The organism is Paraglaciecola sp. MB-3u-78 (assembly GCF_002835935.1).
Taxonomy (GTDB): domain Bacteria; phylum Pseudomonadota; class Gammaproteobacteria; order Enterobacterales; family Alteromonadaceae; genus Paraglaciecola.
On record NZ_PJCF01000008.1, the window covers coordinates 1 to 12163 of the forward strand.

The following is a 12163-nucleotide window of genomic DNA, read 5'->3' on the forward strand; positions in this document are numbered from 1 at the left end:
ACCCCGCCTAATAGAGGACGTTCCTGAAGATAGAATTTAGTAGCACAATACACTGATATGTTCGTATGTCTGCTTTGTCGGATTAACTGTATTTAGTCATAAAAAAAGCCAAGTCATTTGATCATTAAAACTACCTGAACTGAATTCTATGAACTCCCAGACCGCAACGAATCTAATATTAAAATGCTTTTTACCATGTGATAAAAAAGGTCGATAACGACGAGGCCTTTTCCATAAGTGAAGCCAGCTACCTTATTTTAAAAGGTAGCTGCTAGTAACAATAAAAAACTGGAGACACTATTGAGATCACTATATGAGTCTATGTATTTGAGTCAATAGTTAACCGCAGCACGGTTAGTGGAAATTGCAGCATACTTTAATTTGAATCTTTGTGGCTTGGTTGGTTTTACTACCCATCAAATCCGCCAACGAAAAAGATGAGATCGTCAATTTGATTGAATGATCATTTGAGAGGCGTCGACTAACTGTGAGTTTTTTTAAGCATGATTGATAACTTCGTCAAGACTGCTTGGTATGTTGGCTTTTTGGGTAAGTTTCTGTATATCAGACAACTTACCTATTTCGCCATATAATAATAGAAACTGGCGAAGTGATATTTCACCTGCCTTTTCGAATTTTCGAATGGTGCTATCAGGCACGCCTGATTTTTTTGATAGGCTTTTTACGCTTACGCCTTTACTCTTGCGGTTTTTTTCACAAATTGGCTAAGTTCAAGTTGTACGTCAAACGGTGACACTAGTGTTATCTCACGTGATTAAATTGCTATTACTTTAGCAATTATCCTTCAGAAGTCATACGCTGATAAATAAATACTAATCTAGACGCCCAAAGTAATAAAGTACCCAATCACGTCCCAGCGTCTTTAGCTTTTTCCCTTTCCTGACACTTTCGCACTAGCAGTATTTGTATCGTGAAGGATTTCTGCTCACAAAGTCATGTTAGTTGCAGCCGAGTGTGAAGTTTCCACGGCTGCCAATAGTTTATTTAAGTTGTGACTTAAAGTAGTTATAGGAGTGGACAAAGGCATCACGGATTTTTTTCGCTTCCTTCAAATACTCGTCCATTTTCTCCTCACTTGCTTCTTTCCAATGGTCTAATTTATCAGTTAGCGGTTTAGCTTGTTCTTTTAACGATGCGATTTGCTTTTCGATTTCAGCTTTGGCCTCAGCTTGGGCGTGATTGGCCTTAACTTCAAGCTCAGCGATTTTTTCGTTAAACTCATCAACGGTTTGCTTCAGTTTGGCTACATATTCATCGCGTTTACTCATTTTTTACCCCTATTATGATTTGATTAACACTTAGATTTAGAGCCAATCATAAAGATAGGAATGCAAAACTTTTTGACGTACATCAATTCTTGACTAAATACTCGCAAGGCGACAGCTAATAGTTTTGCTGTGGTAGTAAATGTTGCGTGATCAATGTGGTTAAGAAAGTAATCCTTTGATTGGATAATTATCGGTAATCAAAGTAGGGGCATACGATGAGGTTGTCACACCCTAGCGAGGTGTTAAAACATAGCTAACGATATTATAAAGCCCTGCTGTAGATGGCACTTAGCCATCTACATAGCGGCGTTTGACACGAGGAGAAACGCTGGTCAACAACTCATAAGAGATAGTCGAGGCACACTCGGCGACTTCTTCTACCGACAAATGCTCTCCCCATAGCTCGACCCTATCTTTAACCTCAACCTGAGCCAAGTTTGTTACATCAAAAGTTATCATATCCATAGAAACACGTCCCACTAAGGAAATTCTTTGATGATATAGCCAGGCCGGGGTAACGACTCGAGCATGTCGCGGGTAGCCATCGGCATAACCTATCGCCACTGTAGCGATGGTCGTTTTTCGTTGCGCCACCCAGCTTTGTGCATAACCCACACTCTCACCTTTTTCTATGCTTCGAAGGGCAATGATTGGCGCTGTCAGAGTCATCACAGGTTTCAATATTAGCGATATATTATGTATCGATTGTGCGCAGCCATATAGGGCAATACCTAAACGATTCCAACTGCCATGAGTCATAGGCCACTGTGATAAAGCGGCTGAGTTAGCCATGCTAAACCCTAAACCATGTGACAGAGCTAACTCTTCGAGCTGTTTAGACTGCTGGATATTGAACGAATTATGTTTTTCATCTGCACAGGCTAAATGACTGCATAACACCGTCCCCTCTATGAGTAAGTCGTCAAACTCTGGTAGTACTGAGTGGATTTCATCTAGTCCAATACCTAAACGGTGCATACCGGTATCGACTTTTATCCATACCTTTGGCCGCTGTGAAGGAGCTAAACTACGCAGCCACTCAAAATGTTCACTACGATGCAACATAACCCAAAAGTTGAGTTCATACGCCAGCGCCATTTCAGCCTCGCTCATCACACCTTCGAGTAATAAAATGGGTTGCACGATACCGTGTTCACGTAAATGCACGGCTTCATCTGTAAAAGCGACCGCAAATCTCTCAGCCTCGTCCGACAATGCATTTGCAATCGCGATTGCACCATGACCATAAGCATCCGCTTTGATAACGGCCAAGGTTTTGCTGTTAACAGCTAGTGCAGACATCTGCCGAAAATTATCAATCGCCGCCGTCACATTAATTTGGGCGTAAGTGGACCTTCCAAACACAGTTATCCTCTTAATCTTGGTTATAAGTGTTATTTAGTCGCTGTATGCAGCGGATATAAACCTCGTTACATTGACAACAATAGAGCGACAAGCAAGTCATATTCATGCCAGTCAGACACGCATCTTCTTAAAAAAACAAAAACGCAGCAACAATCATAAATCAATTATTATTTCTTACATACAAAACTTTACGAATAATATATTCTTAAACTAATCTGATATTAAACCTTGTGTTTAACTTATATGCTAAAGTGATATATTGACTTAAAAAGGGTGATTTTTTTATCCGGTGAGTTACTGTTATTGCATTCTGATTGGTTCTTAAATTGTACACTTAAGAGTCCTTTGAATTGAGCGATTAATGACACAAAATCTAGTTATTAATCAATAATAAATTAGGCTAATTTTGGTGACCATTTTTGTGGCAATAATGTGCTGTATTCAAGTCAAATAAATAAGATGTATCAAGCAAAGTGAAAAGAGTTATAAAACACATGAATAATTATGAATAGTAATCCACTTTTAAATGAGCTCAATACTATCTTGTCGGAATCGCGAAACCCCGAGACCTTAAACATTGACTTATTGTCAACTGATGCCATTTTGCAAAAAATGAATGAAGAAGACCAGAAAGTCGCGCAAGCCATAAAACTTGCTCTAAACAATATTGGAATTGCCGTAGATAACATAGTTGAAGTCTTTAAAAACAAAGGCCGTTTGATTTATCTAGGTGCGGGTACCAGTGGTCGTTTGGGCATTTTAGATGCCGTGGAATGTGTTCCCACTTTTAGTATTGAAAAAGATATTGTCATTGGCATTATTGCAGGAGGCGAAAAAGCAATTAAAGACGCGGTGGAAGGGGCCGAAGACGACCAAGAAGCCGCCATCGAAGATTTAAAAGCGATTAACTTTAATGCAAAAGATGTGCTGGTTGGCATTGCAGCCAGTGGCCGCACACCTTATGTGCTTGCAGCCTTAAAATACGCCAAACTGATTGGCGCGAAATCGGTTGCAGTGAGTTGTAATCCTAATTCCGCCATTGGCAAAGAAGCTGATGTGGATATTTGTGCCGCTGTTGGACCAGAAATTCTAACTGGGTCTACTCGCTTGAAATCTGGGACAGCGCAAAAATTAGTCCTGAATATGCTCAGTACTGCCAGCATGATCAAAATAGGTAAAACCTATCAAAATCTCATGGTAGATGTGCATGCCAGCAATAAAAAGTTATATGCAAGAGCACTGTTAATTGTCATGCAGGCAACAGACTGTAATGAACTCACTGCCACAGAAGCATTGCAGGCTGCAGGCAACGAAGCCAAGGTCGCTATTCTGATAATATTGACTGGGGTCAATGCAAGTGATGCGATGTCTTTACTTAAACACCATGAAGGATTTTTACGAAAAGCCGTTGAGTCCAAAGGTGCATTAGCTTGACAGGTAAGGGCCTTGTTCAAAAAATGCTGGCTAGTACTGCTAGTTTTTGCTTTAGGTGCATGTGTTTTTATACCTACATTAGTTCCATGCATTACATGATGGAAGCTGCCGCAGAATCGTCGACTCCATTTATGGTGCTAGACCGCCCAAATCCAAATGGCCGCTTTACCGATGGTCCTATTCTGGACAGTCCTTATCAATCGTTTGTGGGCATGCACCCCATCCCGGTATTGCACGGTATGACCGTCGCCGAACTCGCCCAAATGATTAAAGGTGAAAAGTGGATAACAGATGCCGATAAACTCACACTCATTACCATTGCCAACACCCATTATCGCCGGGATATGCTCTATGATTTACCCGTTGCTCCCAGTCCTAACTTACCTAATAGCCAGTCTGTACAACTTTACCCTTGGTTGTGCTTTTTTGAGGCCCCCCCTATCAGTGTCGGCCGCGGCACAGATTTCCCATTTCAGGTAATCGGTCACAATACTGTGCCATTAGGAGATTTCCACTTTAGCCCTGAGTCTCGCCCTGGCGCATCATTATATCCAAAGTTACAAGATCAAGCGCTGTTAGGAGTCGATTTACGACACAGTACTCGACAAGGATTAGATTTACAGTTGTTTGTTAAGGTTTATCAGCAATTCACTGAGTCGGGAGTTAATTTCTTTGAGCGCCCTGATTTTATGAACAAATTAGCTGGCAGCAACCAATTACGTTTGGCGATTGAACAAGGGCAAAGTGCTCAGCAGATAAAACAAAGCTGGCAGTCGGGCATACAGGCTTTTAAACAGCTGCGTAAACCCTATCTGCTCTATCCAGAGTAACAAAATTAGTAGGCTGCTATGTAAAAGTGATTTTATCTGACCAGGTTTCATTATCTCATCTACGGTAGTCGTCTAAAATCACTTACCACCGCATTGGTTTTTTCAAGAAGATGACGGCCCTGACGAGATGATTGAGTAATGGCAATAAACAAAATATCAATGATAAACTCTTGGGCAGTTCTGGCCAGAATGGACGACAAACGCGCGGATTCATCATCTGCCACCGAGTAGAGTTTCACATCGGCCATATCAGAAATGGGTGTGCTGCCATATCGTGTCACAGAAATTATTTTAGATTTATTACGTTTCGCCTCAGATACCACATTAATCATTTCTTTCGTATTGCCTGACTCACTGATCGCAAACACTAAGTCATTTTCACCTAAGGTAGCAGCAAACGCGAGTTGTGCGTGGGTATCTACTTCTTCGATAGCCATCATCCCTAATTTTTGCAACTTGTAGGAAAAATCTTTACCCACTAATGCTGAACCACCTAGACCACAAATCAAAATCCGTTTCGACGACTTGAGCAATTCTACAGCCTCAATAAATGCTTTTTCATCGTTCAACTTCTGCGTCTCATTTAACACCGACACTTTGCTACTCAGTAATTTATCAGACATCTGACCAAAGCTGTCATTGATCGTAATTTTACCGTGCAAGTTACTGTCAGCAGTAGAAATATTTAACGCATCAATAATGCCCATCTTAAAGGCAGGGTAGCCTTTATAACCTAACTTTTGAGAAAACTTAACCACACTGGATTGGCTAACACCGACTACATTAGCCAATTCTTGTGAAGATAACTCTCGAATGGCATTAGATGAGTCCAATGCAAATTTTGCTAGTTTTAGTTCACTAATCGACAACGAGTCCTTAAGCGCTTTGATTTTTGTAAATGTTGACATTGTCACTCATAAATATTTTATTTATAGATTAAGAATAATTGTAACTCAAAGCGCCTTGATTAATTAACAACTATTTTATAAAAACTTAAAGCATTACATGTGTTTAAAGTAAGAAACAAAGCTATTTATTCCAAATTAATATTTTATTCACAGCTTGCAGTCAGTGCTGCCTTAAACAGACCACCCGTTAGCATAGCCCCACAGTAAAATGTGAGTATAGAACCAAGCTTTATCACTGACACCACCTTATTGGACCGTAACGGGCAAACTGCCTTGGGCTTGAATACGGCCGCTGATCATGCCTGCTAATGCATTAAAAATGGGACCATCATACTGAGTGATCAACCGTCCATAATCGTCCATATACTCAGACTTATTCAGCCGATAAGAGAAACTCGCTAAATGGCGTCTGCATAGGGTGCAAATAATCGGCTATTGTAAGGCGTACGCAAACTGATAAACAGCGTCTTTTTACCTAGGTCTTGCGCCGCGGCTAACATACTAAGCTGTTGGCTAATTTGCTGCTCTTTAGTGCTACGATCGCCCCTGTGCTTGATATCGTCCATACCTCCCAGTTCTGCCAAGCTTTGGTCCGGCGTGATATCGGCAGTGATAATGATATCAGCCTGCTCCACGGCAGCTAAGTTAACGTCAGCATCGATATTAGCCATGCTGTTACACTTAATAGTTAAGCTAGGTAAACGGGTTTTTAAAGCAAGGGTTAATCCCATACATTTAGTGGTGTCTGGCATCACTATCAGCACACTAGCCACACTATTATCAAGGGGTAATACCCGAATGGCGCTTAATTAAGGATATATTATTTAATAAACAAATGGTTAAGTTAATTGTTTATCTAAATAAAAACCAAAAAAGGCAGAGAGTCCTGTAAAATATTTTCACCACAAAAACGTTCACAAAAGCTCTCTACCTCAATGTCCATTATCTCCCAATTTTATCTTTCTCAACAGTCAAAAATTAAAAAATACGCAACAAACATCACAGCAACCGACTTTCTTGAGTTGTTGTACAATGATGAATGGCTTTCAATAGTAGAAGAGAATATCCCCGAATACAGGGAGCAAATTTACACGCCCATGCAAACATTATCTATGTTTATGGCTCAAGCTCTAAGTGATGATCGTTCTTGCAGTAAAGCTGTTAATGACCTGATTATTCAAACCCAATCACAAGAAAATTCGCGAACAATCAGCCCCAATACTGGAGCGTACTGTCTTGCCCGGCAGAAATTACCTTTAGCTTTGTTAACTCAGCTTACCGTTAAAGTGGGTAATAGTATTTCTCAAAATACTCCCCCTCAATGGAAATGGTTTGGCCGGTCTGTTCGACTGATTGATGGTACGACAATATCAATGCCGGACACTGAAAAATCACAGGTTGCTTACCCACAACCAAAGAATCAAAAAGAAGGGCTAGGTTTCCCTATATGCCGGTTACTCGCAGTAAGTTGTTTGCACACAGGTGTTATCCTTAATGCATCAATAGGACCTTGTAAAGGTAAAGGAAGTGATGAGAAAAGTTTGCTTCGTAATGTACTCGATACCTTTAACGTTGGGGATATAGTGGTAGGCGATGCTTTTTTTGGAAGTTATTTTTTATTGGTTGAAATGATGAACAGAGGTGTTGATGTGCTGTTTGAACAACTAGGCCCTCGCAAATTAATGACCGATTTTGGAAAAGGTATCGCGTTAGCTAAAAAAGACCACTTAATCGATTTCAGTAAACCTAAAATAAAACCAGATTGGATGACTCAGAAAGCCTTTCATGAAGCACCTGAAAAAATTACCATTCGAGAATTTAAGGTCGGTCAAAAAACGCTTATTACCACTATGCTAGCTGCAAAGGAGTATCCTAAAAAAGAGCTAGGTGCGTTGTTTAAACAACGTTGGCATGTTGAAGTCGATTTTAGAAACCTCAAGACGACATTAGGTCTGGTTGTACTGAGTTGTAAAACACCTGAAATGTGTCAAAAGGAGATGTGGGTGTACTTTTTGGCCAATAATCTAATCCGGTTATTAATGGCGCAAGCCGCCGTTGAGCACGACTTACTACCAAGGCAACTGAGTTTTAAACATACGGTACAAATATGGAACACGTATTTTTTATTGGAAAAAGCGTTGGATGATCCGATGTTTGCCTTGATAGCAAAGCGGCTCGTAGGCAACAGACCTGGAAGGATGGAGCCCAGAGCCATCAAGCGGCGACCCAAACCCTATAAGTTATTGATGATCCCTAGGTCTGAAGCCAAACAAGATATTATGAAGAATGGTCACCCAAAAAGGATAAAGTAACTATCTGATATCATGGAACTTTATCCTTAATTAAGTGCCATTCGGGTAATACCCCGTTATTTTTAATCGCAACAATGGCGCTGTTAGCCAGCTGCTGCTCAACCTTTTTGTGTGGTGGTGAACCCAGGGTTGCCTGGGCTGTGATAATAGCTTGGTCAATCACTTGTCCACTATCTTGTCCACTATCTTGCCCGCTATTTTGCTGACTGAAACGCCCTGCTGCAGACAGTTGATAGCTTGCTTTTAGTGCAGCAATTCGCTGTACCGCAGCTTCCATCTCAGCTCGGTTTAAGCGCCCTTGTTGCACGGCTTTGGCAACATCACTGATAAGTTGTTTTAACTTAACGATATCTGCTGGACGCCTTATGGAAATTGGCATCAGCGCAATATCCGCCCCTGCAGAAAAGGTCTGAATCACCGCCTCAGTCTGATCGAAATAATGAACAATGCCAGCCATATTTAAGGCATCGGTCACAATAAGGCCTTTAAAACTCATTTTATTTCTGAGTAAATCCGTCAAAATTTTGCGTGACATAGTGGCCAGTAACATCACCTTATTACCGTCTTCAGCCATAAATTCAGTGTCATCTAATTGGGGATATTGAATATGTGCCGTCATGATCATGGCCTGTGTTTCGTTGTTTATTGCGCCTTTGTCTATGACGCTGTTATTAATAGCGCCCATATTGATAGCATAACTAAAAGGCTTTAAATCAATGGCTTCAATTTGTTGTATGTCGTGTTCGACTCTGGGTAAACCGGTGTGACTATCAACACTAGTATCACCGTGTCCCGGAAAATGTTTTAGGGTAGCTATCATGCCTTGGCGTTGCATCGCAATCATTTGAGCTTTACCCAGCTGCGCCACTATATTGGCGTCTTCGCCATATGAGCGCACGTTGATCACTGGATTTAACGGATTCACATTCACATTCACATTCACATCCATAGTAGGCGCAAAATTAACGTTAAACCCTAGTGAAATTAGCTCTTTGGCCATGATCTCGCATCTTTCACGGGCAAACCGGTGAACTCATTAATGCACCTGTTAGCATTAGAGCTGAGATAGATACGGCCGGCGTCCTTAATGTTTTACAGACAGCCAGTTGGAGGCGTCTTTTCATAAACGTTTTATGTTGTATTGACATGTGTCTCACCTGTTCTTATAAATTTTGATATTGGTGACATTGCTGTCACAAATTCTGCTACAAACATTCTTGTGTTGATTGATGATTTCGTACAGAGCTCGCTATTATTTAACAAATAATAGGCAACAACATCAAGAATAATTTTTTCCAATTGTGGAAATTTATAGTAATAATTTATATTTTAATGGATTATCTAGGTATCCGAATAAAATATTCAAAACGATAGAGTTAACTTAGGAGGATCAGGGTTATATTCGTTTTTCAAATCAAAAAATTAGGTATAAAATCACATATTATTGCATCATAAACATGTGCAGAATAATTATTCCATATTTTCTACAAAGTAATAATTATTTATTCTATAAGGTAAGAATTGTCATGCAGCACTGTGTTAAATATCAATTAAAATGGCGCACAATTTTGGCATCATCACGGCGAATAGGGTTTATTAGCCTACTGACAATATTCGTTGTTAGCTGCACGGCATTGCCCTTGTCGCATATGCAGTCTAAAAACTATAGCCAACGGATCAAGTTTTTGGTGATGCATTATACCGCTATTGATTATCAAAAATCAGTGACGGCTTTAGTTGATGAAGGTGGCTTGAGTTCACATTACCTGATACCAGAGCGGAATGACCCTAGTTATCAAGACAGTCAGTTAAAAGTGATTCAGTTAGTCGATGAGTCTAGCCGCGCGTGGCACGCGGGTGAAAGTTACTGGCAAGGTAGAGAGGACTTAAATGATCAATCTATAGGTATCGAAATAGTCAATGTGCCTGTCTGTATGCGTGACAATACTGCAGTCGATCTAAAAAAACGAGAAAATGATCCGAGTCGCCTCTGTATTTTTCCTGATTATGACCCCAAACAAATAGAATTGTTGATCACATTATCCAAAGACATTTTAGCGCGAAATCCTGATATATCGCCTACGGCAGTAATAGGCCACTCCGATATCGCCCCCACTCGTAAGAATGATCCAGGCCCACGATTCCCTTGGTATCAACTCTATCAAGAAGGTATTGGGGCTTGGTATGATAATGATACCCTAGGAACATACTGGGAAATGTTTAACGCCTACCCACCCAGTATTAGTTTGATGCAACATGCATTAGGTATTTATGGTTACGGTATTGTCGAAACAGGCATTGCCGACAGTGCGACCCTTGATACTTTATCCGCTTTTCAAATGCATTTTTTGCCCTGGTCGGTGAATGGCAAACTCGACAGTCAAACCGCTGGGGTTTTGTTTGCGTTAATCGACAAATATTTTCCGCAACATATTGATGCTTTATTAACGCGCTACGAAGAAGAAAAACAACCCGTACCGCAAACCACTAACTTAGGGTATTACCAAGTCAATGAGGTGTATCCCAATACAGACCGCAGTACTCGCGAATGGGTTAATGATCGTAACATTTTCAAAAGCTACGCCAATGAAGGCGAGATCATTGTCGATAATCTTGATGCCCAAAGTGCTGACATTTATGTCAATGGAGAAAAGCTCAATATAGACAATACCCTGCAGCCTTATCAGCGTTACAGCTACTCTTTAGCACGGCGCACTAAAAATGGTGAAAATACCTTACGGGTTGAAAATGTATTACCCGAAGGCAATACTATTCGGGTCATGATCCCCTTCCCTACTTTAAAAATCGAAGAGGCGGCAAAGAGTCAAAAGTTTGCGAAAGTGGATAAACTTATAAACAGTGATATCGATGCAGGTTTCCCCGGTGCAGTATTGCTGGTATTGAAAGACGGAAAAGTCATTAAACGCAGCGCATACGGTTATGCTCGCAAATTTGCCGACGGCGGTCAGGCACTGCAACATCCGATTAAAATGCAAACCACACAGCTATTTGATCTAGCATCAAATACCAAGATGTTTGCCACCAATTTTGCACTAATGAAACTGGTGTCTGAAGTAAAGATTGATGTCACTCGACCTATTAATGACTACTTGCCAGAATATCAAGGACAGGGCCGAGAAGGTAGGCTGGTTCGCGACCTACTGACACACACCGCAGGTTATTCTCCCCAAGTGCGTTTTTTCACTAAAGACAATGAATTAGGCCCACAGTTTTTTTCTCAAAATAAAAAGCAGACTGAACATTTACTTTTATCCCGGGTGCCTTTTGAAATAGGGCGAAAAACCAAAGCCATCTACAGCGACACCGATTATATGTTGCTCAGTTTACTGATTGAGCGCGTGACACATGAACCCTTAGATTTATATGTGGAACAACAGATTTATCATCCTCTTGGGCTAAGTAACACCTTGTTTAATCCATTGCAAAAAGGCTTTACCAAAAGTCAGTTTGCAGCCACAGAAATAATGGGTAACACCCGCGGTGGCACAGTAGACTTTGAGAATGTGCGTACTTATGTATTACAAGGTGAAGTCCATGATGAAAAAGCCTTTCATTCTTTTGGTGGCGTAACCGGCCATGCAGGATTGTTTTCCACAGTTAATGATTTAGCCGTATTAAGCCAAACCCTTTTAAATGGTGGCGGGTACGCTAAAACCAAAGTTTTTGAACCCGCTGTACTCGATGAATTTGTTAAACCGGAAGAAGGAAACGGTAGTTTTGGTTTAGGTTGGCGCCGCGCGGGTCATGGTGAACGTAAGTGGCACTTTGGTCCTTATGCCAGCCCTTATGCTTATGGTCATACTGGCTGGACGGGTACGGTTACCGTTATCGATCCTGAATATGACCTAGCCATTATATTACTCACCAATGCTCGCCATAGTGAGATTGTGGAACAAGAAGACGACAAAGGTCCAGAATTTAGAGGCAAACTGTTTGAAACCGGTAAGTACGGCAGTATTATTAGTTTGGTATACGAAGCCGTTTTAGATAATCAATAGGAGCCC

Annotated in this window: 9 protein-coding genes and 1 pseudogene; 4 read left to right on the top strand and 6 right to left on the bottom strand. The window is 40.9% G+C overall.

Going from position 1 to position 12163, the window contains the following annotated elements:
• Window positions 1–497: 497 nt before the first annotated feature.
• The 3 genes from CXF95_RS31565 to alr all read right to left on the bottom strand — a co-directional run bounded on the left by CXF95_RS31565 (window position 498) and on the right by alr (window position 2654).
• Window positions 498–722: a helix-turn-helix domain-containing protein gene (locus tag CXF95_RS31565; protein ID WP_157828195.1), complete on the bottom strand. Its 225-nt coding sequence runs from the start codon at window positions 720–722 to the stop codon at window positions 498–500.
• Window positions 723–1001: 279 nt separating this feature from the next.
• The gene (locus CXF95_RS19855; protein WP_101200325.1) at window positions 1002–1289 is read right to left on the bottom strand and encodes a hypothetical protein; all 288 of its coding nucleotides are present in this window, start codon (window positions 1287–1289) and stop codon (window positions 1002–1004) included.
• Between the two features lie 288 nt (window positions 1290–1577).
• Window positions 1578–2654, bottom strand: a complete 1077-nt coding sequence (gene alr / locus CXF95_RS19860) for an alanine racemase (protein ID WP_232787947.1) — start codon at window positions 2652–2654, stop codon at window positions 1578–1580.
• A gap of 504 nt (window positions 2655–3158) precedes the next feature.
• Here alr and murQ point away from each other — a divergent pair.
• Both murQ and CXF95_RS19870 read left to right on the top strand, forming a co-directional pair.
• On the top strand, window positions 3159–4088 hold the full coding sequence (gene murQ / locus CXF95_RS19865; protein WP_101200327.1) for an N-acetylmuramic acid 6-phosphate etherase: 930 nt from the start codon (window positions 3159–3161) through the stop codon (window positions 4086–4088).
• Between the two features lie 65 nt (window positions 4089–4153).
• Window positions 4154–4918, top strand: a pseudogene (locus CXF95_RS19870) (exo-beta-N-acetylmuramidase NamZ domain-containing protein); the annotation flags it as partial.
• Between the two features lie 59 nt (window positions 4919–4977).
• Here CXF95_RS19870 and CXF95_RS19875 read toward each other — a convergent pair.
• Together CXF95_RS19875 and CXF95_RS19880 are read right to left on the bottom strand one after the other, a co-directional pair.
• Window positions 4978–5826 (bottom strand): MurR/RpiR family transcriptional regulator, encoded by an 849-nt coding sequence (locus CXF95_RS19875; RefSeq protein WP_101200328.1) that lies wholly within the window; start codon window positions 5824–5826, stop codon window positions 4978–4980.
• 398 nt (window positions 5827–6224) lie between these two features.
• Window positions 6225–6599: a hypothetical protein gene (locus CXF95_RS19880; protein WP_232787948.1), complete on the bottom strand. Its 375-nt coding sequence runs from the start codon at window positions 6597–6599 to the stop codon at window positions 6225–6227.
• A 162-nt stretch (window positions 6600–6761) separates the two neighbouring features.
• Between CXF95_RS19880 and CXF95_RS19885 the strand changes: the two genes are divergently transcribed.
• Complete coding sequence (locus CXF95_RS19885; protein WP_101200329.1) at window positions 6762–8138, top strand: IS4 family transposase; 1377 nt, start codon at window positions 6762–6764, stop codon at window positions 8136–8138.
• A 10-nt stretch (window positions 8139–8148) separates the two neighbouring features.
• Here the strand turns inward: CXF95_RS19885 and CXF95_RS19890 are convergent, their stop codons facing one another.
• Entirely contained in the window at window positions 8149–9138 is a 990-nt protein-coding gene (locus CXF95_RS19890) for a glycoside hydrolase family 3 N-terminal domain-containing protein (RefSeq protein WP_232787949.1), read from the bottom strand.
• 526 nt (window positions 9139–9664) lie between these two features.
• On the opposite strand from CXF95_RS19890, the gene pbp4b reads away from it, so the two are divergent.
• Window positions 9665–12157: a penicillin binding protein PBP4B gene (gene pbp4b / locus CXF95_RS19895; protein WP_101200330.1), complete on the top strand. Its 2493-nt coding sequence runs from the start codon at window positions 9665–9667 to the stop codon at window positions 12155–12157.
• The last annotated feature ends 6 nt before the right edge of the window (window positions 12158–12163 follow it).